The following is a 26,177-nucleotide window of genomic DNA, read 5'->3' on the forward strand; positions in this document are numbered from 1 at the left end:
CGTAATTACATGGACCGAAACGGCGATAAGCGTTTTCGGGGGGAACGGTGAAACTTCGACTAGCGCGTCGTCAAACAGCCATGTACGTGTTAACTGTCCTCACGGCGGTCCTCTGCGTTGGCCTGCTCGGTGCCGGCGTCCTGCGGTTCGGCGGCCGACTCCCCTCCGTCGACGGTATCATCGACCAGTACGTCGGCCTCCCCGACGAACTGCGGAACAAGCCGCCCGGCCTCACGCGGTGGCTCACGACCGTCGACCATAAGGACATCGGCGTCCTCTACGTCGTCTTCGGGACGACCGCGGGCCTGTGGGGCGCCACCGACGCCATCATGCTCCGGACGGAACTGCTCACCCCTGAGGCCAACGTCGTCAGCGTCGGGATGTACAACGCCCTGTTCACAATGCACGGGCTGACGATGCTGTTCCTGTTCGCCACGCCCGTCCTCTTCGGCCTCGGGAATTACTTCCTGCCGCCGCTGGTCGGCGCCGACGACATGGCGTTTCCGCGCATCAACGCCATCGCGTTCTGGCTGTTGCCGCCCGCGCTGTTGCTGATTCGGTTCGGCCTCATCTCCGACCTGGTGGGCATCGAGGTCCTCCAACCCCCCGAGACGGGGTGGACGATGTACGTCCCGATGACCGCCGAACTCCAGAACCGCCAGATAGACGTGATGCTGCTCGGCCTCCACCTCTCGGGCATCAGCACGACGATGGGCGCGATCAACTTCATCGCCACCATCTTCACCGAACGCGAGATATCGTGGCCCGAACTCGACATCTTCTCGTGGACGATGCTGACCACCTCGGGGCTGGTGCTGTTCGCGTTTCCCCTGCTCGGCAGTGCGCTCGTGATGCTCCTGCTCGACCGTAACTTCGGCACCACCTTCTTCGCGACCCAGGGCGGCGGCCCCCTGCTCTGGCAGCACCTCTTCTGGTTCTTCGGCCACCCCGAGGTCTACATCCTCGTCTTACCCCCGATGGGACTCATCAGCCTCATCCTGCCGCGGTTCTCCGGCCGGAAGCTGTTCGGGTTCAAGTTCGTCGTCTACTCGACGCTGGCCATCGGCGTCCTCTCTTTCGGCGTCTGGGCCCACCACATGTTCACCACGGGCATCGACCCGCGAATTCGCGCCAGTTTCATGGCCGTCTCCATCGCCATCGCGGTGCCGAGTGCGGTCAAGACGTTCAACTGGATCACGACGATGTACAACGGCAGCATCCGGCTCACGACGCCGATGCTGTTCTGCGTCGGCGCCATCGCGAACTTCATCGTCGGCGGCGTGACCGGCGTGTTCCTCGCGTCCATCCCCGTCGACATCCTGCTCCACGACACCTACTACGTCGTCGGCCACTTCCACCTCATCCTCGTCGGGATGATACTGTTCGCGATGTTCGCGGCTAACTACTACTGGTACCCGCTCATCACCGGCCGGATGTACAACCGGCGCGCGGCGAAGGCCCACTTCTGGCTCACGTTCGCGTTCACCGTCCCCACGTTCGTTCTGATGCTCATGCTGGGGATGGAGGGTCTGCCGCGCCGGGTCGCCGCCTTCCCCGAACAGTTCGCGCTCCTCCAGCAGGCCGCCACCGTGGGCGCCTACGGCATCGCGGCCGCCCAGTTGCTGTGGGTGTGGAACATGGTCCACTCCTACCGCGAGGGCGAGAAACTCACCGACCCCGACCCGTGGAACCTCAAGGAGACCGGCTTCTATTCGCGGGAGTGGCGGTGGTTCGAGGAGCGGTTCGAACGCGAACGCGAGCGCGTCCGGGGCCGTTCGCGCACGGGCCCGACCACGAGCACGACCGGCGAGGACGACTGAGGAGGGTACGACCGGAGACTACACCCTCGCGCTCGGATTCGGTTCGGCGGCGACGTCGGCGTCGGCCAACTGGTCGTAGACGGCGCCGAGGATGTAGCCGTACGCGAGGTGGGCGACGAGCGTGAACGCGTAGTAGGGGATGAGTAGCGGGCCCGTGATGCCCGCCGACCCGGCGACGACGAACGCGACCCACAGCAGGACCGCGAACGCCATCCCGGTCATCGCGGGGTCGCGGTCGCCCGGAATCCGGGGTTCGACCGCGAGGAAGACGAGCGGCCAGGCGAACACGCCGGCGAGTACGAAGAGGGCGAACCCCAGCGCGAGGCGCTGGGGCGTTCCCACGAAGTCGGCGATGGCGCCGAAGATGCCGATTCGGTAGCCCGTCTCCACGTCGGTCAGTATCAGTCCGAGCGACAGCACCGCGGTCCCGGCCACGCCGCCGGCTATCGCGCGCAACGCCCTGTGCATACCCGAACTGTCGGAATCGAACACAAGAAAGCTTTCCGCCGAGTCGGGCCGGCGCGGTCGACCGCGCCGGCCCGGCCGAACGCTCTCCGAGCGCCGAACACTCGTTCGGAATGCCGAACGCTCGTCCGAGCGCCGAACACTCGTTCGGAATGCCGAACGCTCGTCCGAGCGCCGAATGCTTGCTCGGGAGCGGGCGGTTTCGAGGGGGTGATTTACGACCGTTCAAACGGTTCACGCGGTCGAGGGTCGGCCAGCGTGTCGTAAGTCCAACTGAACGAACTCCACTCGTTATAAATCGTACACGTCTCGTGTCCCACATGAAACGCACGACGGACCGTCGGTCGGGTGGTCCCGCGTGACCCGCGACGAGGCGGTTCCCGTTTCCGGACGACTCGTCCGGCCGACACCGGTCGACGGGACGGTCGTCGACGTCGACTTCGGCTATCTGACGTCGGTCGTCTTGACCGTCGAGAAGGACGGCGAGAGGTACTACGAGACGTACGGACTCGTGTCGGTAGAGCGAGAGGCGGACGTCGGATAGCGAGCGCCGCGCCACGCGGCCGCTCGCCGAAGTCGCTCCGAGACGTTCCGGGACCGAAAACGGTTCGCCCCGGGCGACCGAAGTGTCGACGATGCTTCCGGATTCGGACTCGAAACTCCGCGTAGTCCTCGGCGCGGCCGCGCTCGGGCTCGGCGGCTACGTCGTGGCAATCGTGGTCGTCTCGGTCGTCTCGCTCCTGTTGGTCGTCGCGGGCGTTCCGCTGACCGAGCGTCCGACGCTGTTGCTCGGCCTGTCGGTCGTCCTGGGTCAGGGCGTCTCGTTCGGCGGGTTCGCACTGTGGTACCTCCGCCGAACCGGTCGCGGCCTCGACTTCGTTCGAGCGCGCGTGCCGACGCTCCGCGACGTCGGCTGGACCGTCGGCGGGTTCGTCGTGTTCTACCTCGGTCTGGTCGTCATCTCGGTGGTCCTCTCGTCGTTCGGGATTCAGTCGGCGTCCAACACCGTCGAACAGTTCGGCGAACAGGACCCGACGGTGTTCCTGCTGTTGATACCGCTGTCGTTCCTGTTCATCGGTCCCGGCGAGGAACTGCTGTACCGCGGCGTCGTTCAGGGGCGCCTCCGCGAGCGGTTCACCCCGACCGTCGCGATTCTACTCGCGAGTTTCATCTTCGCGGTGATCCACGTCTTCTCGCTCCAGGGCGCGGGGAAACTCACCTACCTCGCCATCCTGTTCGTCCTCTCGCCGATCCTCGGGTTCGCCTACGAGCGAACCGACAACCTCGTCGTGCCGTCGCTGATACACGGCGCGTTCAACGCCGTCCAGTTCTACGTCGCGTACCTGACCGCGACGGGCGGACTCCCGTCGGCCGGCGTCTGAACTTCGCCGAAAAATTCCCTAGAGCGCTCACCCGCTCACTCGGAACGCGACCACCGAAGCACCCGAAAGCGGTCGTACCCCCCGTAGGCGAGTTCGAGCGCGCCTATCCACCAGTTCCACTTCTCGGGGAGCGCCAGGTGCTCCGGCGCGGCTTCGAGGTTCTCGAGGACGACCGAAACCGTTAGCTCCCGGCCCATGTCGGTTTCGAACTGTCCCGAATCCGCGAGGTCGCGCGCCTGTCGCGCGACGACGCGCCGCGCCCCGGCGTCCCCGTCGAACTCGTCGCCGAGTTTCCGCTCGAATTGCTGGTCGGCCATCATCTTGTATTGTCCCTCGGTCCCGCGTCGCTTCGGTTCTCGGACGGCACGCGCGTCTCGCGAGGTGTCGTGCCGTCGTTTTTCCCCCGCTCGCCGGAGGTCGACGAAACGCCCGGTCGACCTCCGACGACGTCACGGGATACCCTACGGGCGCTCAGTTGTAAAGTCCGATGGCCTTGATCTGCTCCTGGTAGCGGTTGCGGATGGTGACCTCGGTGACCTGCGCGACGTCGGCGACCTCGCGCTGGGTCTTCTTCTCGTTGCAGAGTAGCGATGCGGCGTAGATGGCCGCCGCCGCGTACCCCGTCGGCGACTTGCCCGACAACAGGCCCTGCTCGGTGGTCACGTCGATGATCTCGTTGGCCTTCGACTGTACCTCCTCGGAGAGGTCGAGTTCGGAACTGAACCGCGGGACGTACTTCTTCGGGTCGACCGGTTCCATCTCCAGGCCGAGTTGCTGGGAGACGTACCGATACGTCCGGCCGATCTCCTTGCGCTCGACCCGGCTGACTTCCGCGACCTCTTCGAGGCTTCGCGGGATGCCCTCCTTCCGACAGGCGGCGTAGAGCGCGCTGGTGGCGACGCCCTCGATGGAGCGCCCCCGGATGAGGTCCTCCTTGAGCGCCCGCCGGTAGATGACGCTGGCTATCTCCTGTACAGACCGGGGGACGCCGAGCGCCGAGGCCATCCGGTTGAGTTCGCTGAGCGCGAACTGGAGATTGCGCTCGCCCGCGTCCTTCGTCCGGATGCGCTCCTGCCATTTGCGCAGACGGTGCATCTGGCTCCGCTTCTTCGAGGAGATAGAACGGCCGTAGGCGTCCTTGTCCTTCCAGTCGATGGTCGTGGTCAGCCCCTTGTCGTGCATCGTGTTCGTGGTCGGCGCGCCCACCCGGGACTTCTTGTTGCGCTCGGCCGTGTTGAACGCGCGCCACTCGGGTCCGCGGTCCACGTTGCGTTCCTCGACCACCAGTCCGCACTCCTCGCACACGAGTTCGCTCCCGCCAGCGTCGGAGACGACCGCCTCGGATTCGCACTCGGGACACATCCGCTCGCCTTCGGACGCCCCGGTCTCTTCGGTCTGTTCACGCTCGCGCTGGCGAGTGGACCCAGTCATAAGTTTGAGATAGTAGGAGTCATTGGTAGATAAACCCTCGGAGAGTACCGGCAATTTCTGCACGACCCTTCGACGAGTCCCGAACAGCGCGTCGAGACGTCGATATACGGGCGATTCCAGCGGATTCGCTACGGGGGTATCGCTCCGACGGCGGCGGCCGACAGTCTCTTCCCGTCCGGACCGAGTCATCCAATATGGCATCGTCGCGCCCGACGGTCTTCGCGGTGGACGAATACGAGTCGATGGCGTTCGACGCCGTGCTCGTGCGTGAGCGCACCGTCGTCTGCCTCGACGGCACCGACAGCGCCCGCGTGATTCCGCTCGACAAGGTGAACCACGTCGACGCCGACCCCGACCTGATGCTGGTCGAACGCGAGATTCCGGAGTCGTTCTACGGCGGCGGCGACTACGGCTTCGTCGTCCTCGACGAGTACCCCGACCTCCGCGAGCACCTCGAAGACCTCGAAGCCGAACAGTACTGAAACCGCCCGCGGGAGCGCGTTCGGCCGGGCGCGGTCGCCGCGGCGACCGCGCCCGGCCGAACGCGACCGAGCATCTCGTCGGATTCGTCTTCTCGCCGGTCCGTCGAAGCTCCGATTCGTAATTCTTGCACCTAGGGCCACCCCGTCGCTCAGAAACCAGTTCCGACTCCGACTTAGATTAGTTCAGTTACCAACTAAAATACCTATAATTACTGTCAATATCCTTCGAAAAGTTTCACGATGTTGGCAGTGAAAGGATGAAGCGAAATGTCCGACACCACCGTCGCAGACTACATCGCACAGAATCCGAGAATGGCCGGCGTCCTCTTCACCATCTGCTTGCTCCTCACCCAAGCTAGTAATGCGGCCGCTGCGAATCTTTCGACGAACGCTGGCCCCTAACTATAAGTCTTCGACGGCAAGTTCCGTGCTCCAACGTAGTTCTCCGTTGAGCCGGACTGGAATCTCTTCAAGATTCAGGAAACGAGTGAGTTCGTCCTTCTGCATCGAGAACTCCTTATTGACTCCCGCGCTCAGGAAATAAGAGTTATTCTGCTCGATATGGGGCATCACTAAACTTCCCAGCCCACACTGACTCGTAGGATAGGTATTCATCCGAAGCACGAATCCGTCCCCCTCGCGCTCGATCTCACAGAGGTTCGGCGTCCCGCTCTCCGGTTGGGCGATGGACAACCCGCCGTCGCCGACCACGATGTACTGACCGCCGACGATACTCTCCCCGCGGGCGATGTTGAGCGCCGCCTGGAGCGGGAACCCGGCGTTGAGGAGTCGGGCCATCGTCCGGCCGATGCGCACCGCGCCGCTGTTGATGACGTCGCTCAGCGTGACGACGCCGCCGATGCTCCCCGCTTCGAGCAGTTCCATCCCCTGGGTGTACGACTGACACGCGTTGAGCAGGAACGCGTCGACGGCCACCGCGTCGAGGCTCGTCGCGTCGAACTTCCCGTCGGCGCACTCGAACCCCTCGCGGTCGATGTGCCCGATGTAGTGGAGGAAATCTGTCGGGGAGGTCAGGACATCCCGGAGTTCGTCGGTGGTCAAATCGTGGTGGACCGTGACGTCGAACGGGAGTTCCTCGCGAGAGCCGTAGTCGGCGTACACCGCGTCGCTCTCCTCGCCCATCTGGGCGTCGTTGCAGACGACCGTGATGTCGATGTCGCCCTCCGTCGGTGTCCGACCCAGGCGGTTGCGGAACGCCGTGGTCGTCACCTTGTTCGCGCCGACGGGCGTCCCCTCGCCGATCCACGTCTGCTCGCGAGAGTTCGCCGACGTCGGCTGTACGAACGTCTCCTCGGTCGCCGGTGCCTGACTGGTGCTGCGCGTGAACGTCTCCGCGTCCGCCTCCACCTCTGTCTGGGTCCGAAGGAACTCCCCGACGGCGTCCGCCTCCTCGGTCCCGCCGGTCACCGTCGTCGCCTCCGGGGTCCGGACGACCGCCAGGTCCTCGACGATGAACGGCAGCGTCTCGATGCTCGTCGGAGTCGGTTCGACGTGGGAGGTCAGCTTCCACTCCGGAATCTCGTCCTCGACGACGGCGAACGGCACCGCGAGGTACGCTTCGAGTTGCTCGGCCAGCGGCGCGTCGTACAGCGCCGCGAAGTCGAGGTCGACCTTCGATTCGACGGCCTGCCGCTCGTGGAGTTCGACCTGATAGTACCCTTCCGTCCGCGTCAGGCAGTCGAGGAAGAACGTCTGCTTGAGGACGCGTTCGACGTCCTCCTCGAACCGACGGCCCGCGGCGAGCGGATACTCGAATTCGGCGTCGGTGACGATTCGCGGGCGGTCGCCCTCGACCAGCGTGGCACCGAGGTAGTAGGCCAGCGGCGCGGCGACGTAGACCGCGTGGTACGTCGGCGGAATCTCGATGCGGACGCCGGTGTCGGGAGCCGCCAACCCGTCGGGGATGTCGAGGGTATCTCCGAGTTCGATGGTCGGCGGATGGCCGCGCAGCGACGGGAAGGACCGCTCGCAGGTCGTCGTCTTGAGCGCGGAGCCGAACGTCGAGACGGCGGCCATCATGTCGGTCGGGTCGGTCGTCGTCGTGACGGTCGCCGCCGGATGTTCGTGGTGCGAGCGGGCACCCAGGAGCACCTCCGTCTCCCCGTCGAATTCGAGGCGGGTCCGTTCGGCGTCGGACGCGACGGTCAGCGAGCCGCGTACCTGCAGATAGAGCTTGATGGGGGCGCTGAGTTCGATGCTGTAGACTCCGTCTGGGAACTCCTCGTAGGCGAAGTGCTCGGCCTCGGCGAGCATCTCGCCCGTCCGGTCGCGGACGTAGACCGCGACGACCGTCGGGAGCGTCAGCGTCTCCGTGGTGACCGCGACGCCCGCGTCGGCGGGGAAGAGAAACTCGCCGGTGTCCACCGGCGTGGGGGTGACCGGGCGGGAGGTAGCGACCGAGTACCGGTGTCGCTCGATGGAATCGATGACGGTGACACCGTCGCCGTCGGCGGCGGCCTCGAACGAGATGTTGCCGACTCGCCGGTCGTCGGCGTACTCGGCCGGTTCGGTACCCAGACTGTTCATAGTAGCTGTCCCCTCTCGAAGCAGCGGCAAAAACCCATCGGATAGTGGGGAAAAACACCGCGGATACCGGTACGCGACTCGTCACGTGACTGTCGGTGCGTCATCATACTGTCGAGGGGGTGAGCCACTGAGACGTGATGTTCTCGTCTCGCAGGTGCCACCGCTGTTGGGCCCGGTCGTCGACGATGCGGAGTTCGATGATCGCGTCGAACAGCGGGGCGAACTGCGCGACCAGTTCCGAATCGTAGTCGACGGGCAGGTGGAAGTGGGCCATCGCCTGCACGCTCCGGATGCGGCCGACGAGGACGTGGAGGAAACGGAACACCTCCTCGCGCTCGTAATCCGCGACCAGCGCCGAGAGCGAGTCGAAGCAGACGCGAAGCTCGGAGGGCGCGAGCTCCACGGCGATCTCCTCGAACGCTTCGATCTCGCGGGAGATGGCGATGCCGAGGTCGGCCAACCGGTCGCTCTCGACGCTCACCGTCGGGATTCCGTCACTCGATTGGTGGGACGGCGACGCCGTCGCGGCGCTCCGCGATTTGGCGGTCCAGGTGACGAGCGTCGTCCTGTCGGACCGAAGCCGCTCGTGGGACGCCGAGAGGCGGTCGGTGACCGTCGGGAGGGCGGGGTCCGTCGAGACGAACAGTCGGCGTCTGTCTCTCGCGGTGACGTCACCGAGCATCCGGTGGCACGCCTGCGTTGCGGCGGAGTCGGGGACGCTGCCCACGACGAGGAGGGAGGACCCGTTCTGCTTCAGATTCTGAAGCGTCGAGACGAATCGCTGGCGCTCGGTGTCGGTGAGTCCGCTCCCCTCGTCGTGAGACACCATTACATTCCTCTATTCGAACGCGATAAATGAATGTTTCGTATTCACATCATGTAACGTTTCCTATCGGAAACTGCAGGGCTCTTCCGACGGTTGCTCGTTCTCGGACTGCGTTCTTGCGCTGACTCACGTCTTCGTCCGTCGACGCCGAGTAACCCGCGTTCTTCCCGAACCGCAACGCGACCGAAGGGACGGACGACCGCCGGACGTCTCGACCTCGGCTCCCGCACGCCAATCTTTTTATAGGTATCCTCTCAGTTATCAGTCAAACGTCTCCGCGTGCGTTCGCCGCCGCAAGCAGTCACCGACCCACGACCCGCTCATCGATGTCCGATAAATCTACGCCGCTCGTCTCGCCCGAAGAACAGTCTCGCGACCGCCTCCGGTTGCTCCTGACCGTCTGCTGTGCGCTCGCGATTCTGCTTGCGGCGACCCTCGTTCCCGCCGTCTCCACCGCCGACCTCGGCCGCTCGCCGCTCGGCTCTCTTGTCCCGCAACCGAGCGTCCAGCCGTTCGGCCAGTCCGGGGACGGCGGTCAGAGCGGCGGACTCGGGGATGGTGGCCGACTCGGTGCGTTGAACCCCGGCAGTCGGACCGGTGTCGGCGGGTCGCTCGCCGGCGCGAACGATTCGTCGGCCTTCCGGTCCCGGAACGCCGAAACCCACTTCACCGTCCGGAGTTCCGTCGCCTCGTACTGGCGCACCGGCGCGTATGACACGTACACCGGCGACGGATGGAAACGGACCGGCGGTCGGAAACCGTACGCGGGACCGCTGACGGACGGCGGCATCCCGGGTCGGCGGGTCCGCTACCGAGTGACGCTCGACCGCCCCGCCACCGCGCTCCCGAGCGTCTGGCGGGCCACGAGCCTCTCCCGGCCGAGTTCGGCCGACCTGTACGTCACCGACCAGCGAGCCTTCGAGACGGACGAGTCGGTCCCGGCCGGGACGACCTACACCGGCGTCAGCCACGTCCCGCCCCGCGACCCCGCCGTTCTGCGCGCCGCGGGGCGGGACTACCCCGACCGAATCCGGTCCGAGTACACGCAACTGCCGGCGGAGACGGACCGACGCCTCGGCCGGTTCACCCGAAACCTCACCCGCGACGCGACCTCCCCGTACGAGACGGCCGTCCGGGTCGAGTCGTGGCTCGAATCGAACAAGCGCTACTCGCTGAACGTGAGCCAACCGCCGGACGGCGACGTCGCCTCCCAGTTCGTCTTCGAGATGGACGCGGGCTACTGCGAGTACTTCGCGACCGCGATGACCGCGATGCTGCGGTCGCAGGGGGTGCCCGCGCGCTACGTCGTCGGCTACTCGACCGGCCAGCGGGTCGGCGAGAACGCCTACCGCGTTCGGGGGCTGAACGCCCACGCCTGGGTCGAAGTGTACTTCCCCGACGTCGGCTGGGTCCGCTTCGACCCGACCCCCGGCGCGGAACGCCTCCGGTCCGAACGGCGAGCCTTCGAACGCCAGCGCGACCGCGGCACGTACTCGCCGACCGAGCGGGGGAGTCCGAACGAGACGTTCTCGGCGAACGGGAGCGTCGAGTCCCCTTCGGCGCCCGGAACCTCCGGAACTTCGTCCGTGTCAGGGACCCCGTCTGCGTCCGGAACGCCGTCCACCTCCGGACCCCGGCCGACCGCGAGCGGCACTTCTCGGCCCCGGGACGCGACGACATCCGCGACCGGTCCGGAGACGTCGCCCGCGACGACCGCGACGACGCTCTCGACCACGACCAGCACGCGCTCGTCGCCGTCCACTACGACCCCGAACGCGTCGCGGGACGAGACGACCGACCGGTCGACGCCTTCCACGAGAATCGAACTGAACCGAACGCCGGTTCCCGGTGCGACGGTGACCGTCTCGGTCGTCCGGAGCGGGTCGCCGGTGACGGGCGAGACGGTCCGGTTCAACGGGCGGGCGGTGGGGACTACCGACGCGGACGGCCGAGTCGTCGCGCGCGTTCCGTACGCGCGGAACCTCACCATCACCGTGGGCGGGACCGCGACGTCGCCGACGAACGCGCGCGTCGGTCTTCCGCCGCTGGGCTCCGGCATCGTCGCGGCGGCGGCCGACCCGCCGCCGCTTCTGATCCAGGACGCGAGCGCGAACCGTTCCGCGAACGGCTCGGCGTCGTACTCGCTCGCGACGAACGTCACGCTCACCGTCTCCGGCGACGCCGTCACCGGGAACACCGTCGTCGTCACGGCGACGATACGAGGCGTCCCCGTGCGAGACGCGCTCGTTCGACTGAACGACCGGAGGGTCGGGCGTACCGACGCCCGGGGGCGAATCCGCGTTCGGCTTCCGGAGTCGCCCGGCAACGTGTCGCTGACTGCGAGCCGCGGCCCCGCGACGGGCGAGCGGACGCTCACGCTGCCGACCCTTGCCGTCTCCGCGGAGCCGACCCTCCCGCTCGCGCTCCCCGGCGGGTCGGTCGAAGTTTCCGCCTCCTACGGCGACGACCCCGTCGCCGGCGTGCCGGTCCGGGTCGCCGGCCGACGCGTCGGGACGACGGGCGTCGACGGGACGCTCACGGCGTCGCTACCGTTCGCCAACGACGCTCGAATCGAGGTCGCGCGAGACGGCCAGACCCGACGTACGACCGTCTCGGGCCTCCTCGTCAACCTCGGCGGCGTCCTCGTCGGTCTGGGCGTCGTCGTCGGCGGTATCGTCGTCGTCGCCCGCCGGCGCGGAATCTCGCTTCGCTCGCTCGCGGCCCGTGTCGCGAGCGTTCTCCGCCGAGCGCCGGCGCTCTTGGTCGCGGGGCTGTTCGCGGCCGTCGACCTGGTCGAGCGCGCGCTGATACGAGCCGACCGACGGCTCAGAGCGGTGCTCGCGTCGCTCGCCGCGCTCTACTGCGGTGACCTGACGCGCGCGGAGGCGCTCGAGCGCCTCCGCGAGTGGTTCGCCTCCCGTTTCGACTGGATTCGGGCGCGACTCGCCGTGACGCGTTCGCCCGGCGCGTCGGCGGCCGCCGACGCGCCGGCCGAATCCGAGCACGTCCCCGACGAGTCGTACCTGACGGTTCGGGACGCCTGGGAGCGGTTCCTCGGTCGGACCTCGGTTCGCGACCCGTCGGCAAAGACGCCCGGCGAACTCGCCGCGCACGCCATCGAGGAGGACGGCCTGCCCCCGAAGCCGGTTCGCACGCTCCGCGACGTCTTCCGGGACGTCGAGTACGGCGCCCGCGACCCGACGGAGCGGCTTCCGTACGTCGAGCGGGCGGTCGACACGCTCGACCCCGATGGGGCGTCCGATGTCGACGGTGTCGACAGTGCCGGCGGTTCCCGGCCGGACGCCGGAGGTGACGACTAATGCGGTTCAGAACCACGGTCGTCGGCGGCGTCGGCGTCGTCTTCACTATCGCGACGGCCGGCGTCCTGCTGGCGCCCGACCGCTTCGCGCCCCTCGTCGCCGCGCTCGGACAGCGCGACCCCGAACGGCAACTGCTCCTCCTCGGCGGCCTCGTCGGCGCGTACGCCGTCTGGTCGGCCCGGCGCCGCCGCTCGCCCGCGGCGCCCGAAGACGCGGCCGCGAAACGGTTCGAGCGGGCGCGCAGACGGCCGCCCGAGACCGTCACCCTCGCGGCGGGGACGCTGACCGGCGCCGACTTCGACGCGACGGTCGAGGCCGCCGTCGCGGGCCGCGAACCCGCCCTCGAACGCGTCTCCGAGGAGTTGGTCGAGACGGCCGTGGAAGCGTACGCCCGCGCCGAGGAGTGCTCGCCCGAAACTGCCCGGCGGTCGATCACCGCCGGCGCGTGGACCGACGACCCCGTGGCCGCCGCGTTCCTCGGCGGTGAGGAGGGGCCGCGGTACCCGCTGTGGGCGCGGCTCCGGGGTTGGCTCGACCCGTCGGCCGAGCGCGACCGACGGATTCGTCGGACGATAGCCGCGCTTCGACCGCTCCGGACGCCGGAGGGCGAGTCGCGATGACCCGGCGCGTCCGCCGCTGGAACGGTGCGCTCGCAGGAACGCTCGCGCTCGTGACGCTCGGGTTGCTCTACGCGGAGCCGACGCTGTTCGCGGCGGCGCTCGTCCCCCTCGCGTACGTCGTCGTCGGTAGCGTCTCCCGACTGTCGCCGGCGGCGGCCGTCGAACTCGAACGGTCGCTCGAGCCGACCGACCCCGCGCCGGGCGACCGGGTGACGGTGACGCTCGCGGTGCGCAACGCGGGCGACGTCGCGCTGACGGACCTGCGACTCGTCGACGGCGTCCCCGACCCGCTCGCGGTCGTCGAGGGGTCCCCGCGCGCCGCGGTCGCCCTGCGGCCCGGCGAGTCCCGCGCCGTCACCTACGCCGTCGTCGCCAAGCGCGGCGACTTCGCGTTCGACGACCCCGTCGTCCGACTCCGCTCGCTCGGCGCGACCCGCGAGCAGACGACCGTCGTCGCCCCCGACGGCGAGGAAACCCTCTCGTGTGCCCGGGCCGTCGCCGACGCGCCGGCGAACCGGCCGTCGAACTACCGGGTCGGGCCGACGCCGACCGACTCGGGCGGGAGCGGGGTGGAGTTCCACTCGACCCGCGAGTACCGACCGGGCGACCCGCTCAGCCGACTCGACTGGCGCCGTCTGGCGAAGACCGGCGAACTCACGACCGTCCGGTTCCGGGAGGAACGAGCGACCAGCGCCGTGGTGGTCGTCGACGTTCGACCGCCGACGCGCGTCGCGCCCCGGCCCGGCTATCCGAACGGCGCGAGCAGTTGCACCTACGCCGGCGAACGACTCTACGACGCGCTCGTCGACGCGAACGTCGAAACGAGCGTCACCGCCGTCGGCCTAGACGCGACAGACAGAGCCGACGCCGGAGTCGTCGACGGACTGCCGTGGGCGTCGGCGTCCGGCACGGGGACGGTCGCGGCCGCGAGCGCGGTCTTCGACGCCGCCCAGCGTGCCGCCGACGCGGACGCCCCGGGAACCGCACCGCCCGAGTCGAACGCCCCGCCGCGGGCGAAGACCGACGGCGGCATCGCCGAGTCGTCCGGAGAACCCGACGAGTCGACGGAAGACGCGGGCGAGACGACCGACGCAATCGATGGGGTGACGAGCAGTACCGGCGAACTGACCGAGACGCTGCTCGCGCGACTCCCGCAGGACGCCCACGTGATACTCGTCTCGCCGGCGCTCGACGGCTGGCCGGTGGCGTTCGCCCGGACGCTGGCGGCCCGCGACCGCGAGTTCCTCCTCCTGAGCCCCGACGTCGCGCCCGGCGACTCGCCCGGCCAGTTCGTCGCGGGGACTCGCCGGGAACTGCGACTCCGGGACGTCGAACTGACCGGCGCGAGCGTCGTCGACTGGACCCTCGACGACCCGCTCGAACTCGCGCTGAACCGCTCGCTCCGAACGCTGCTCTCGAACGCATGACGACCGACGACCACTCCCCGACCGCCGAACGCTCACGAATCGACGCGAGAACGTGGAGTCCGGCGCGAGTCAGCACGCTCCTCGTCGTCCTCGGGACGCTCGCGGTGAGCCTTCCGCTGGCGGGTCTGCTCGGCGCGAGCGTGGGGAAGGGCCTCGTCGCGAGCGCGCTCGGGGCGGGCTGTCTCGCGGGCGCGTTCTGGCTACTGACTTGGGAGCGCTGGCGGGTTCCGGCGACGGTCGCGGCGAGTCTCCTGTTCGTCCCGGCGGGCGTCGGCGTCACCGTCGGCCTGGGCTACGTGCTTCTCGTGGAGTTCGCCGCCTCGTTCCCCGCCGCGAACTCGACGCAGGTCGTCGGCCAGACGCTCCGCATCCTGGGAGTCGTGACGGTCGCCGGCGGCGTGACCGCCTCGCTGTTCGGCGCGCTGATGGCCGTTCGGAACGTCGTGACGCAGGCGACGGTCGAGGACGGCTTCGACGTTCTCGCCCGGGCCGCGGCGCTCCCCGTCGGGTTCGCCGTCGTCTTCCTCCTGTACGCGCTCGTGACGAACTTCGGTCCGGGGCTCTCGGGCGTCGACTCGCTCGTCGCGAGGGCCGTCGCGGCGGCCCGCGACTGGCTCTTCGTGACGTCCCCGACGCCCGAGCGTCCGCGACTCCTCACGTTCTGGCTGCTCGGGTTCGCCGCGGCCTACCTGATCAACCGGGCGCTCGGCGCGCTCCCGACCGCGGAACTCGCCGGCGGCGCGACGGTCGGCGACGTCTCGCTCGACCGACTCCGGCGGCGCGTCGAACGCGGCTTCGACGCCGCCGCGGCGGTCGGACTCCTCGGCGTGCCGGTCGCGCTCTTCGTGGCGTTCGTGCTCCCGGCCGGCCTCCTGCGGGCGACGCTGCCCGCTTCGCTCTACGGCGTCCTCGTGGCGGTCACCACGGCGTCGGCGATTCGCCACGTCTTCGTCTGGCTCGCGGTCGTCGCCGCGGGCGCGCTCCTGGTCGTCCGTGGGGTACGGACGTCGGCGCGGACCGACGCCGAAACCGTTCTCGTCGGCTACGCGCCGTTGCTCGCCGGCCTGGCTATCGTCGCGGCCGCATTCGCGGTCCACCGACCCGTCCTCCGGGCTCTCGTCTCCTTCGTCGTCGGTCGACTCTCCTCACCGCTCTCCGGGCGCTTCGACCGGCTTGCCGGCTCGGTCGTCGAGTTCTACGGCTCCCACACCGTGGTCCTCGGCCTCCTGGCCGGCGTGCTGGTCCTGACGGCGGCCGCGCTGCTGGTCCTCTGGCTCGCGTTCGCCCTCGGGTTCGTCTCCGACCGGGTTGCGGGCGCGTCCATCGCGAGCGGCGGGCTCTTCGTCGCCGTCGCGTTCGCCGGGACGGTCGGCGCTCCGCTGCCGGTCGTCCTCGGCGGCCTCGTCGCGAGTCTGCTGGTCTGGGATACGGGGGAGTTCGCGGCGACGATGGGTCGCGAAGTCGGACGGGTCGCGCCGACGCGCCGGGTCGAACTCCTCCACGCCGCCGGGACGCTCGGCGTCGGCGTCCTGGCGGCGCTGACCGCGGGCGCGCTCGGAACCGTCGCGATTCCCTCGGCCGGACTCGCCGCGGGGTCGGCGCTCGCCGTCGCGCTCCCCGGCGCCGTCGTGAGCGTCCTCCTGCTGGCTATCGCGCTTCGTTAGCGGTCGTCGAGAGCGCGGTTTCTTTTGAAGCCTTCGCCCGTAGCCCAGAACGGGGACTCGTTGCGGACGCGCTCGGTACTCTTCGGGATTCCCTCGGATGCTCAGAACAGAGAAATCGCGCTGCTATCTACCGAGACGTCATCTTCCGCGCTCGTCTCACTCCGGTGTCGCGTTCTCGGGCACCGAGGAATCGGTTTCCCGCGCGACCGGCGGCCGCCAGACCTGCATCGCCGCGCCGGCGACGGCGAACGCGGCCCCGAGTGCGGCCACCGAGACCATCGGCGTGAACCAGTCGGCGACGAAGCCGCTGGCGAGCGCGAACGGAATCCGGGCGACGGCGTACACCATCGAGACGGCGCTCAGCACCGTCGCCCGGCCGACCGACTCGATGCGGTCGTTCAGGTACTGGCCCACGATGGGACTCAGCACCGACCGGGCGGCCCGCATCACGAAGAACATCGGGAACGCCGCGACGGCGACGAACGCCGGGACCACGAATGCGGCGGCCGCGACGAACGGGACGACCAGCAGCGCGCCCCGAACCCCGAGGGCGGCTTCGAGGTCGCTCGCCCGGTCGCTGGCGACCGCCGAGACGACGGTGAACGAGGCGTACAGCACCCCGAGCGAGGCGGCCTCCGGCACGCCGATTTCGGCGAGGAACGGCCCCGCGCTCGCCTCCAGCGCGTCGACGGCCACCGGTTGGACGTAGGCGCTCACGGTGAGCGTGGTGCCGAAGAACAGCGCCACGTAGACGACGAACGGCCGGAGCGTCGGCGAGGATAGCTGGTCGCGGACGATGGGCCAGGCTTCGAGCACCGTCAGGCGGTCGTTTCCGTCTTCGTCCTCTTCGTCCTCCTCGCCGTCACCGCCGGAACCGGCGTACTGGGCGGTCTTGGGCAGCGAGGCGACGATAGCGAACGAGACGACGTTCATCGCCAGCGCGGCGTAGTAGGGGTAGAGGTGGTCGACCACGTAGAGTAGACTGCCGGCGATCATCGTTCCGGCCATCACCCACTGGCCGACCGCGGTGCCCCGACCCTTGACGTAGGTGAACGTGTCCTCGCCGAGGCGCTCTTCGAGGATGTCGTACAGCCAGGCGTCGGCGCTCCCCGAGACGAACGTGTTGGCGAACGACAGCATCGAGAACGCGACGGTGAAGCCGACGAACCCCTCGGCCAGCACCATACAGACGTTCGACCCCGTGAACAGCACCTGGGCGACGAGCAGACTGTTGCGCCGGCCGATGCGGTCGCCGACGTAGCCGGTCGGCAGTTCCCCGCCGACGACGATTACGGCCTGAATCGTGCCGATGACGCCGATCTGGGCGAAGCTGACGCCGTTGGCCAGCAGGTACAGCGTGTATATCGGCATGATGAACCCGGGGTTGCCGACCGCCCGGTAGAGGTAGTACTTGAGGACCACGCTCGCGCTCGAATCCGTGTCGTTCGACGTCGTCATCTCTTTCTCTCTGACTCGCCGGCTCGGAGGGCCGAATCGCGTCAGTGTTCCGGTCGGTCGGCTCCGACTAAAACGCTCGCAGAACGACAGTTATGTAGAATAATTTACCTTTATGCGGGCGCCGACCCCCGGCACCTTTGGGCCGGACCGCGTAGCGACTCGCATGACCGACGACGAAACCGGTGTCGGTCCCGGAACTCCCGACGAAACGGACGACGGGACCGGACCCACCGGGGCGACGGGCGGTGGAACCGACGGCCGACTCACGCCCGGGGAGGCGTTCTCGGTCGTCGCCGACGAGACGCGAATCGACATCCTCCGGGCGCTCGCGGCGACCGAACGGGAGGCGAGCGCACGCAACCCCGTGTCGTTCTCGTCGCTGTTCGACCGGGTCGCGACCGACGACAGCGGCCTGTTCAACTACCACCTGAAGAAACTGACCGGGCGGTTCGTCCGCAAGACCGACGAGGGCTATCAACTCCGGTACGCGGGCCGGAAGGTCGTCCGGGCGGTCGTGGAGGGCGCGCTCACCGACCGCGCCGACCTCGACCCGTTCGAGGCCCGGGACCCCTGCCCGGCTTGCGGCGCGCCCGTCGAAATCGGCTACGACGACCGCGAGCGCGTCGCAATCGAATGCACCGAGTGCGACGAAACCGGCCTGTACGCCCCGTTCCCGCCGAACGGGTTGGCGGGCCGTTCGCCGGTCGAGATAGAGCGCACGGTCGACCGCCACGTCCGGGCGAAGTTCGCGCTCCTCGACGCCGGCGTCTGTCCGGAGTGTCGCGGAGAGATGGACGCCGAACTCACCGGCGACTCGCCCGACCATTGGGAGTACCAAGGTCACGAGGTGCTCGCCCACTACCGGTGTCGGAGCTGTGAGAACCAGTTCTGGACGACGCTCGGCGTCTCCCTGCTCGACCACGCCGCCGTGGTCGCGTTCTTCTACGAGCGAGGCGTTGACGTTCGGGACCGGCCGTTCTGGTCGCACCGCTTCGTCGTCAACAACGACCGGTTGACCGTCGAGTCTCGCGACCCGTGGCGCGTCCGGGCGTGCGTCGAGTGCGACGGCGACGAACTCCGACTGCTGGTCGGCGAACGCCTCGACGTGCTGGAGGTCGAGTTCCGCCGCGGGGCCGAGGAGCGCGAGGCAGGGACGGTCTGAGGCGGTCGAACCGGAGTCCGAGGCGGTTCGACCTGCGGACACGCGGCCGTCCGGAAAAGTTGACAATCCGACGCGTCCCACCGCCCGTCGTGCTGTCAGTTCCGCTCTTCGTTCCCGACGGCGGTTCGCTCTCCCTTCGCTGGTCACTGGCGGTCCTCCTCGCGGTTATGGCGTGCTGGCGGGTCGTCCGTCTCCTCTCGCGGCGTCTGAGCCAGCGGTCCCGGTGAGACGGGTCAGAACAGCCCCGTCACGAACCCAACGCCCATCAGCACCAGCACGGCGGCCGAGAACGCCGGGAGGTAGTCGGTGTAGCGCTCCACGCGCTCCTCGTAGCGCTCGTACCCCGCGATGAGCAAGAGCGTGAGTGCGACGATGCTCGCGACGACGGTGACCGCGTAGGTGGTCATCAGCGACAGGCAGTGCTCGGACCCGGCGCACATGGCGATGATCTCGAACTCCTCCTCGTGGGCGAACCCGAGGACGAACGCGAACCCCGCGATACCCCAGAGGCCGCGTTCGGCCGCGTCGTCGGCCGACCCGTGGCTGTGGCCGCCGACGAATGGGAGGGCCAGTTTCATTTTTCCGAGGAGGCCGTCGCTTTCGTCGTGGTGGTGATGGTCGTGGTGTTCGTCGTGGCCGTGGTGGTCGTGGCCGTCGTCCTCCGTGTGTTCGTGGCTGTGGCCGTGCGTGTGGTGTTCGTCGTGGCCGTGTCCGTGCTCGTGCCCGCCGTGGTCGTGGTCGTGCCCGTGGACGTACTCTCGCACGCCGAGCAGTATCAGCAGGACCCCCGCGGCGATTCCCACCGGGCCGCCGATTTCGAACCCCGCGACCGACAGCGGTTCGTTGATTCGCGCGAGTTCGAAGTACCGCTTGAAGAAGAAGAACGCGACCACCATCGCGATGCTGCTGACGAGGTGGCCGACCCCGAGCAGGAAGCTGGCGGCGAAGCCCGAGAGCCACTTGTTCGACCGGTCGAGCGCGTAGCTGGCAGCGACCGGCCAGCCGTGGCCCGGTTCGACGCCGTGGACGAGTCCGAGCACGACCGCCCCGGCGAACAACCCGACCGCGTCGCTTGGTATCATCCGTGGTCGTCCTCCGATTGTCGGAGGACACCTAAACGGGTTGTTATTACCGATTTCGAGGTCGCGTAATAACGACCGCCCAGCCGTCGGGTGCACCTTGCGTCTCCACCGCGAGGTTATTCCGCGTCGAACGTCAAGGAGCGAGACGTGAGTCTGATCGCGGAGTTCACCGTCGAGGCCGACGATTTTGCATTGAGCGACGCGCTGACGGCCGCACCCGAGATGGTGGTCGAGGTCGAGGAGGTCGTCGCGACCCAGGAGGATAGGGTCATGCCGTACTTCTGGGTCAGCGGCGGCGACCAGTCGGCGTTCGAGGCCGCGCTGAACGACGACGTGTCCGTCCGGAACGTCACGCAGGTCGACGAACTCGAAAACGCCGTGCTCTACCGCGCCGAGTGGACCGAGAACATCCAGACGGTCGTCTACGCCTACGTGACCATCGGCGCGACGATCCTCCAGGCGACCGGGCAGGACGACCGGTGGGAACTGAAGATGCGCTTCGACGACCACGACAAACTCGCCGACTTTCGGGAGTACTGCGACGACAACGACGTCTCCTTCGAACTCGTCCGTCTCTCCGAACAGGACCAACCGATGGCGAGCACCCAGTACGGACTGACGCCGAAACAGCGCGAGACGCTCGTGGCCGCGCGCGACGCGGGCTACTACAGCGTCCCGCAGAAGGTCACCATGCGCGAACTCGCGGAGGACCTCGGCGTCTCCCAGCAGGCGCTCTCGAAGCGGTTGCACCACGGCCACCACAACCTCGTCACCAGCACGCTGAGCGTCGGCCAACCCGACGAGTGACGACCGCTCCGCCCGCCAGTGGAATATACAACCCTACGACTCATACCCGACAAGCGACTATCCTCCGATAATGGCAACAGGTACGCAGACTGCCGGAGTCGCCGACGCAGTATTCGACGCCCTCTCGCACTCGCGCCGCCGACACGTCCTCGGCCGTCTCGAAGCGGCGGACGTCCCGATGGCGGTGGCCGACCTGGCCGTGTCCTCTCCTCTCCTCTCCTCTCCTCTCCTCTCCTCTCCTCTCCCCCGTCCCGCGCTTCGACGCCACCCCGACGCCGTCCGAACCCGCAACAGCCATCCCCCGGCGCGGACAACCACGGGGACATGCGAACGAGCCTCAACGTCCCCGAGGACGTGCTCGCAGAGTTCGACGCCACGTGGCAGGCAGAGGGTCTGGACTCCCGGTCGCGGGCGGTCCGGGAGGCGATGGCCGAGTACGTCGAGTCCCACGCCGAACTCGAATCCGCCGCGGGCGAGGTGGTCGCGGTGCTGGCCTACGACTACGAACACGACGCCGTCATCGGCGACCTCCACCACGTCCAGCACGACTTCGAGGACGTCATCACGGCGACCAGCCACGTCCACCGCGGCGAGTGGTGCCTGGAGACGGCCTTCTGTCAGGGGCCGGCCGAGGAAGTCAGAGAACTGGTGTACCGCCTTCGGGACTTCGACGCGGTGGCCCGGGTGACCGTGATGGTGCTGGGGGCCGACTGACGACTCGCCGCGCCGACCGCTACGTCTCCCGAATCAACGCCACGAACGACAACACCGCCAGCAGCACCAGCGCCAGCGCCAGTCGCGCCCGCCACGCCGGCACCGACGTGGTTATCGGTCCGAGGACGTAGGCGCTGGCGGCCGCGAGCGCCACGCCGACGCCCGCGACCAGTAGACCGCCGACGGCGTGGGCGACCTCGCCGGTTCGGGTTTCGGCGAACCGGCCGACCTGGGTCCCCAGTTCGGACGCGTTCGACCCGAGGTCGTGGACGACCAGCGCCCCGGCGACACCGGCGAACACAGCGAGCGGCGCGGCCCCCAGTTCGGCGGCGGCGATCGACCCGGCGAGCAGGAGGCCGGCCGAGAGCGCGAACCCGCCCGCGGTGTCGGTCGTGACGAACGGTTCGACGAACGCGAAGCCGAACTCCCGGAGCGCGGCCGCCGCCAGCAGCGTCAGCGCCACCGAGCCCAGCAGCGTCCCCACGACGCCGAACAGCGCGATCTCTTCCTTCCAGACCGTCTCGGCGGCCGCGGCGACGAAGGCGTCGCCGAGCGGCGACGCCGCCAGCAGCGCGGTCGCGGCGACCGTCACCAGGCCGCCCGCCGCGAACGCGAGCGACCGCGGGGGATTCGTCCCGGCCCAGCTCACGAACGTCAACTGGATTGCGCGACCGACCAGGACGACCAACAGGAAGCCCGCGACCGCCGCCAGCGGCAGGTGGAGGACGCCCGAGCGCAACAACAGCGCCACGGCGTCGCCGAAGGCAGACATCGACGCGAGCAGGCCCGCGAACCACCGCGGTCCCCCGCCCGTGAGCGCGAACAGCAGTTGCCCGCCGAGGAACGCCCAGTACGTGCGGGGCACGTCTTCGAGTCGGAAGTCGACGTAGCCGAGTATCGACGCCCGCACGTCGCGGTCGGCGGGGAGCCAGCGGTCGAGCACCGGCACCGCCCAGTAGAGGAGTTCGGCGACCGCGAGCACCTCGACCTGGAGCGCGATGAGGCGCGCGAGGTCGTGGGCGGTGGCGACGGCGACCAGTCCGTCCGCCGTCACGCGGGCGGTGCCGACGAACACGTCGGCGTGGAGACAGACCGCGAGGACGGACGCGACCCCGAGCACGGTCGCCGAGCGCCAGGTCGCCCTGGCGACCGGCCACGCCAGGTCGTCGTCGAAGTCGACCACGGCGTTGACGATGGCGGCGGTCGCCGCCAGTCCCACGACGAACGCGAGGTAGCGTCCGAACAGCGCGGCGGCCGCGAACGCGACGGTGCCGAGGACGACGCCGACGCTGCCGGCCGCCCGGCGGTCGTTCGTCTCGATCGTCAGCGCCCGGACGCCGAGCGCCACCGCGACCGCGCCGGCGAGGGTGGCGACGACGCCGAGGGCGTCGCCGGCGGCGACGCCCAGCGCGAGCGCGGCCGCCACCGCGACGGTCGCCGCGAGCGTCGCGCTGAACCGCGTCGCGCCCCGCTCGAACTCGCCTTCGTTCTCGGTTCTGCTCGTGCCGTCGGCGTCGAATCCGTTCGTCGTCATCGTGACCTCCTTGCCGCCGCGGCCGCGTCGACGGCCGCCCGGATGGGTTCGTCGGGCGACCAGTCTATCACCTCGACGCCGCCGCCCCGGACCTCGGCGAGGCGGTCGGCGCGCTCGATTCCCTCGACGGTGCCGCCGGGCGTTCCCGTGCCGGTGACGTCCGGGCTCACGACCGTGACCGGGTGGCCGTAGGCCGCGAACCGCCGGACGAGTTCGACCGCCATCTCGTCGAGCATCGGCGAGAGGAACAGCACCTGGGCCGCGTCGGGCAGGCGCTTGCGGAGCGTGTCGAAGCGCGACTCGGTCGCGCGGTTGCGCCGGCGGTCGCTGAACAGGTTCGTCGCGCCCTCGGGCGCGCCGGGGGCCGCTTCGAGCGCGGCCCTGATGCGGGCGGCCTGTTCGTCGCCGCCGGCGGGTGCGAGGTACTCCTCGGGCGGGCCGAATATCGAGAGGCCGACCCGGTTGTTCCGCCCCAGCAGCGCGTCGGCGAGGCGCTCGGCGGCGTATCCGCCGAGTTCCACCGCGTCGGGTTCACCCTCGCGCCGGGCGACGTGGGAGGGCGCGCGCACGTCCACGACGACGACCACCGTCGCGGCCCGAGTTTCGCGGAATTCGACGGTCGTGAGTTCGCGGGTCCGGGCGTAGCGCTTCCAGTCGACCCGCGAGAGCGGGTCGCCTGGCTGGTACCCCCGAGTGGCGTAGAACTCCACGCCCTCGCCGCCCGAGTCGGTCGTGACGTGGCCCGGGTACGCTGAGGTCCGGGCGGGCAGGGGGACCTCGTCGGCGTGCGTCTCGCAGGTCACGGTCGCGTCGAGGGAAACCGCCTCGCGGCGCTCGACCGACCCGCTGACGTTGCGCGCTATCAGCGTCGTCTCGCCGAACTCGTGGGTTCCCCGGCGCGCCCGCAGGGTGTAGGTGTACGTCTCGCTCTCGCCGGGTCGGAGTCCCGTACAGTGGCGGGGCGACCCCGAGGCGACCGCGAGACGCTCGGGGACGCCGTCGACCACCCGGAGGTCGGCGAGCGACCGGTCGCCCTCGTTGGTCACGGTCACCGCCACCTCGAACTCGTCGCTCGGCGCGGGCGAGCGGTCGGCGACGGCGCGCTCGACCGACACGTCGAGGTCCGGCGGTCGCGCCCCGTAACGGTAGGCGGCGTAGCAGAACCCGACGACCGCCGCGAGGAACACCGCGGCGTTCTCCAGCAGGATGCCCGCGGCGCCACAGAGCAGCGCGACGGTGAGGCCGGCGTCCCAGCGCGGTCCCGCGTCGAGGACGTCCGAGAGCGAGTCGTCGGTCCGGCGGCGGCGGTCGGCCGCACCCCTGCTCGACGCGGTTTCGCGGAAGACGACGAGGTAGAGCGCCGCGACGAGCAGGCCGCCGAGGAGGGCGGCGGTCGTCTGTTCGTTCATCGGTGGCCCTCCAGTTCGTCGGCCGTGTAGTGCGGGACGGCGGTCGGACTGCCGTCCGCTTCGGCGGGGACGGTTTTCGCGCGCTCTGCCTCGGCATCTCCCTCCGAGTCGGTATCGGCCGCCGCGTCGGCGTCGGCCGCTGCACCGACGTCGGTTTCGGCGTCAGCGTCGGTTTCGACGCCGGCGCGGCGGTCCTCGCGCGCTCGCTGTCCGGACGTCTCGCCCTTCGCAATCGTCGGGTCGGACTCGTCGGCGCCGTCCAGGCCGGCCGCGTCGGCGAGCGAGCGCGGCGAGTCGCCGCGCTCGCTCGCGCCCGCCGTCGCGGGGGTCGGGTCGGTCGACGTCAGCACCTCGATTTCGGCGACCGCGCGCCGCGCCCGGCGCTCGTAGGCCTCGCCGCTGGCCCAGTCGCGGACCCGGGTTCGAAGCGGGAGGAGCGACGGACTCCTCGCGAGGAACGCGGCCGCCCGGGGGTCGTCGGTCCACGACCCGTCGTCGATTCTCCCGCGGGCGACCTGACGGCTGCAGTTCTCGGCGTCGGCCAGGACCGTCACCGCGGTTCGACGAATCCGTTTCCAGGCGCGCTGGCGCACGCCCTGCTCGTCGTCCTCGCCGTCGAGGACCGCGTCCACCGCGGTGCCCGTCGTCCGCTGTTCGTCGTAGTGGGCGCGCTCGGGGGTCGTCGCGGGCGTCCACAGTCCCGCGTCCTCGGAGCCCTCGCCCACGGTCCGCTTGAGCGACCAGAGGCCGAGTAGTCCCGCGAGGCCGCCGAACAGCAGGACCGTCCCCGGTCCCGCGAAACCGGCCGCCGGTCGGAGGACGGCCGCGACGGTCGGCGAGAGCGCGACGCCCAGCGCGAGGACGAGCGCGGTCGATCCGACGAGCGCGAGATTCCGGTCGGTCAGCAGGCCGCGGACCGTCTCGAGGAGGACGCGAATCATTCGTCGCCCTCCCAGTAGCGCCGGAGGCGGTCGAGCGCCGACCGCGCGACCGATGTGCGGTCGTCGCGGGGTTTCCCGCCGTAGCGGACCTCCTCGAACGCCCGGGTCAACTGTCGGACCGCGTCGTCGGGATAGCCCCGCTCGACGGCCGCGCGGGCGATTTCGCCCGGGGTGCGCGACCGGCGGCGACGGCCGGGGACGCGGTCGGCCAGCGTCTCCCAGGCCTCCTCGACGGAGGGCGGGGCGGGTTCGGTCGGGTCGGCGTCGGCGCTCGACCCGCCGCCGCCCGAACTCCGGCGGGAGTTCGACTTCCCGCCGAAACTCGGCACGCTCAGGTTGTTCGTGACCCCCGAGAGCAGGCCCGGTCCGGACCCGAGTCCCGAGAGCGCGCGCGGCACGGCGACGAACGCCGCGCCGAGACCGCCGAAGCCGAAGCGGGCGGTCCGACCGAGCGCGGTGCCCAGGCCGCCGACGACCATCGAGAGGCCGCCGCCGACCTCGCGGAGGAGGGTGCCGGCGTCGTCGAGCAACTGCGGCGCGGCCGACGAGAAGCCGACGACGAGCGTCATCGTGCGCTCGGGGAGGCCGCCGACCAGTTTCCCGATGGGCGTCCCCCGGACCGTGATGGTGAACGGGAGCGCGCCGGCCGCCGCCGCGACCGAGAGCATCCCCGTGCCGAAGCCGAGGCCGGCGATGACGACGGCGGCGAACAGTCCGAGGACCGCGAACGCGGCGCCCGACGCGTCTCCGCCGCCATCGTCTCCGTCGCTCGCGGCGGTCGTCGCGGTGGTCGTTTCGGTTTCCCGGGCGGTCGTCGTCTCCGTCGTCGTGCCGTCCGTCGTCTCCTGCGTCGTCCGTGTCGAAGTCGGGACCGGTCGGTCGGGGCCGTCGAACCCGGCTCCCGAACCGGCGGTACCGCCGGGCGCGCCGGCTCCCCGGTCGCTCCAGAACCCGGCGGGGTAGGTTCCGAAGCCGCTCGCGGGGAGCAGCGACGCGGCCAGCAGTACTGCGAGGACGCAGAGGGCGGCGAGGGCGGCGTGGCGGCGATTGTGTCCCACGTCAAGAAACCGTAATCCTTTCAGTCAA

The 26,177-nt window shown here is 69.4% G+C and carries 23 protein-coding genes; 12 read left to right on the forward strand and 11 right to left on the reverse strand.

Annotated elements, in window-relative coordinates; translation table 11 throughout:
- Positions 1–80 precede the first annotated feature (80 nt).
- Positions 81–1,820, forward strand: coding sequence for a cbb3-type cytochrome c oxidase subunit I (locus tag NGM07_RS22220; RefSeq protein ID WP_253520565.1), 1,740 nt, complete (start codon positions 81–83; stop codon positions 1,818–1,820).
- Positions 1,821–1,838: 18 nt separating this feature from the next.
- Here the strand turns inward: NGM07_RS22220 and NGM07_RS22225 are convergent, their stop codons facing one another.
- On the reverse strand, positions 1,839–2,288 hold the full coding sequence (locus NGM07_RS22225) for a DUF6789 family protein (RefSeq protein ID WP_253520567.1): 450 nt from the start codon (positions 2,286–2,288) through the stop codon (positions 1,839–1,841).
- Positions 2,289–2,643: 355 nt separating this feature from the next.
- On the opposite strand from NGM07_RS22225, the gene NGM07_RS22230 reads away from it, so the two are divergent.
- Both NGM07_RS22230 and NGM07_RS22235 read left to right on the forward strand, forming a co-directional pair.
- Positions 2,644–2,829, forward strand: a complete 186-nt coding sequence (locus NGM07_RS22230) for a hypothetical protein (protein WP_253520569.1) — start codon at positions 2,644–2,646, stop codon at positions 2,827–2,829.
- 91 nt (positions 2,830–2,920) lie between these two features.
- A complete protein-coding gene (locus tag NGM07_RS22235) occupies positions 2,921–3,667 on the forward strand; it encodes a CPBP family intramembrane glutamic endopeptidase (protein ID WP_253520570.1) in 747 nt (248 codons plus the stop codon).
- Positions 3,668–3,702: 35 nt separating this feature from the next.
- Here the strand turns inward: NGM07_RS22235 and NGM07_RS22240 are convergent, their stop codons facing one another.
- A complete protein-coding gene (locus tag NGM07_RS22240; RefSeq protein ID WP_253520572.1) occupies positions 3,703–3,984 on the reverse strand; it encodes a WNWW family protein in 282 nt (93 codons plus the stop codon).
- 154 nt (positions 3,985–4,138) lie between these two features.
- Positions 4,139–5,098: a transcription initiation factor IIB gene (locus NGM07_RS22245; RefSeq protein ID WP_253520574.1), complete on the reverse strand. Its 960-nt coding sequence runs from the start codon at positions 5,096–5,098 to the stop codon at positions 4,139–4,141.
- 194 nt (positions 5,099–5,292) lie between these two features.
- On the opposite strand from NGM07_RS22245, the gene NGM07_RS22250 reads away from it, so the two are divergent.
- The gene (locus tag NGM07_RS22250; RefSeq protein ID WP_253520576.1) at positions 5,293–5,580 is read left to right on the forward strand and encodes a hypothetical protein; all 288 of its coding nucleotides are present in this window, start codon (positions 5,293–5,295) and stop codon (positions 5,578–5,580) included.
- Positions 5,581–5,847: 267 nt separating this feature from the next.
- Positions 5,848–5,982, forward strand: a complete 135-nt coding sequence (locus tag NGM07_RS25570; RefSeq protein ID WP_438267720.1) for a DUF7503 family protein — start codon at positions 5,848–5,850, stop codon at positions 5,980–5,982.
- Here NGM07_RS25570 and NGM07_RS22255 read toward each other — a convergent pair whose 3' ends face one another.
- A complete protein-coding gene (locus NGM07_RS22255) occupies positions 5,983–8,127 on the reverse strand; it encodes a hypothetical protein (RefSeq protein ID WP_253520578.1) in 2,145 nt (714 codons plus the stop codon).
- 103 nt (positions 8,128–8,230) lie between these two features.
- Complete coding sequence (locus NGM07_RS22260) at positions 8,231–8,956, reverse strand: DUF7504 family protein (RefSeq protein ID WP_253520580.1); 726 nt, start codon at positions 8,954–8,956, stop codon at positions 8,231–8,233.
- A gap of 323 nt (positions 8,957–9,279) precedes the next feature.
- Here NGM07_RS22260 and NGM07_RS22265 point away from each other — a divergent pair, with 323 nt between their 5' ends.
- Genes NGM07_RS22265 through NGM07_RS22280 form a run of 4 tightly spaced genes read left to right on the forward strand, consistent with a single transcriptional unit; the run spans position 9,280 to position 15,984 of the window.
- Entirely contained in the window at positions 9,280–12,273 is a 2,994-nt protein-coding gene (locus NGM07_RS22265) for a transglutaminaseTgpA domain-containing protein (RefSeq protein WP_253520582.1), read from the forward strand.
- Positions 12,273–12,893, forward strand: a complete 621-nt coding sequence (locus NGM07_RS22270; RefSeq protein WP_253520584.1) for a DUF7269 family protein — start codon at positions 12,273–12,275, stop codon at positions 12,891–12,893. Before NGM07_RS22265 ends, NGM07_RS22270 begins: the two co-directional genes overlap by 1 nt.
- A complete protein-coding gene (locus NGM07_RS22275) occupies positions 12,890–14,320 on the forward strand; it encodes a DUF58 domain-containing protein (protein ID WP_253520585.1) in 1,431 nt (476 codons plus the stop codon). Before NGM07_RS22270 ends, NGM07_RS22275 begins: the two co-directional genes overlap by 4 nt.
- Positions 14,317–15,984, forward strand: a complete 1,668-nt coding sequence (locus NGM07_RS22280; protein ID WP_253520587.1) for a DUF7519 family protein — start codon at positions 14,317–14,319, stop codon at positions 15,982–15,984. The genes NGM07_RS22275 and NGM07_RS22280 overlap by 4 nt, the downstream gene beginning before the upstream one ends.
- Positions 15,985–16,140: 156 nt before the next feature.
- Here NGM07_RS22280 and NGM07_RS22285 read toward each other — a convergent pair whose 3' ends face one another.
- A complete protein-coding gene (locus tag NGM07_RS22285; RefSeq protein ID WP_253520589.1) occupies positions 16,141–17,442 on the reverse strand; it encodes an MFS transporter in 1,302 nt (433 codons plus the stop codon).
- A 163-nt stretch (positions 17,443–17,605) separates the two neighbouring features.
- Between NGM07_RS22285 and NGM07_RS22290 the strand changes: the two genes are divergently transcribed.
- Entirely contained in the window at positions 17,606–18,604 is a 999-nt protein-coding gene (locus tag NGM07_RS22290; RefSeq protein WP_253520591.1) for a winged helix-turn-helix domain-containing protein, read from the forward strand.
- Between the two features lie 233 nt (positions 18,605–18,837).
- On the opposite strand, the gene NGM07_RS22295 is transcribed toward NGM07_RS22290, so the two are convergent.
- The gene (locus NGM07_RS22295; protein WP_253520593.1) at positions 18,838–19,686 is read right to left on the reverse strand and encodes a HoxN/HupN/NixA family nickel/cobalt transporter; all 849 of its coding nucleotides are present in this window, start codon (positions 19,684–19,686) and stop codon (positions 18,838–18,840) included.
- 147 nt (positions 19,687–19,833) lie between these two features.
- Here NGM07_RS22295 and NGM07_RS22300 point away from each other — a divergent pair, with 147 nt between their 5' ends.
- Positions 19,834–20,493 (forward strand): helix-turn-helix domain-containing protein, encoded by a 660-nt coding sequence (locus tag NGM07_RS22300; protein ID WP_253520594.1) that lies wholly within the window; start codon positions 19,834–19,836, stop codon positions 20,491–20,493.
- A gap of 324 nt (positions 20,494–20,817) precedes the next feature.
- The gene (locus tag NGM07_RS22305; protein ID WP_253520596.1) at positions 20,818–21,207 is read left to right on the forward strand and encodes a CopG family ribbon-helix-helix protein; all 390 of its coding nucleotides are present in this window, start codon (positions 20,818–20,820) and stop codon (positions 21,205–21,207) included.
- A gap of 19 nt (positions 21,208–21,226) precedes the next feature.
- Here NGM07_RS22305 and NGM07_RS22310 read toward each other — a convergent pair whose 3' ends face one another.
- Genes NGM07_RS22310 through NGM07_RS22325 form a run of 4 tightly spaced genes read right to left on the reverse strand, consistent with a single transcriptional unit; the run spans position 21,227 to position 26,149 of the window.
- Positions 21,227–22,741 carry a DUF7519 family protein gene (locus NGM07_RS22310; protein WP_253520598.1) on the reverse strand — a complete coding sequence of 505 codons (1,515 nt, stop codon included), beginning with the start codon at positions 22,739–22,741 and terminating at the stop codon, positions 21,227–21,229.
- Positions 22,738–24,150 carry a DUF58 domain-containing protein gene (locus NGM07_RS22315; protein ID WP_253520599.1) on the reverse strand — a complete coding sequence of 471 codons (1,413 nt, stop codon included), beginning with the start codon at positions 24,148–24,150 and terminating at the stop codon, positions 22,738–22,740. Before NGM07_RS22315 ends, NGM07_RS22310 begins: the two co-directional genes overlap by 4 nt.
- The gene (locus tag NGM07_RS22320) at positions 24,147–25,091 is read right to left on the reverse strand and encodes a DUF7269 family protein (protein ID WP_253520601.1); all 945 of its coding nucleotides are present in this window, start codon (positions 25,089–25,091) and stop codon (positions 24,147–24,149) included. The genes NGM07_RS22315 and NGM07_RS22320 overlap by 4 nt, the downstream gene beginning before the upstream one ends.
- Positions 25,088–26,149: a DUF4129 domain-containing protein gene (locus NGM07_RS22325; protein ID WP_253520603.1), complete on the reverse strand. Its 1,062-nt coding sequence runs from the start codon at positions 26,147–26,149 to the stop codon at positions 25,088–25,090. The genes NGM07_RS22320 and NGM07_RS22325 overlap by 4 nt, the downstream gene beginning before the upstream one ends.
- Between the last annotated feature and the right edge of the window lie 28 nt (positions 26,150–26,177).

It is taken from the genome of Halorussus vallis (assembly GCF_024138165.1).
Taxonomy (GTDB): domain Archaea; phylum Halobacteriota; class Halobacteria; order Halobacteriales; family Haladaptataceae; genus Halorussus; species Halorussus vallis.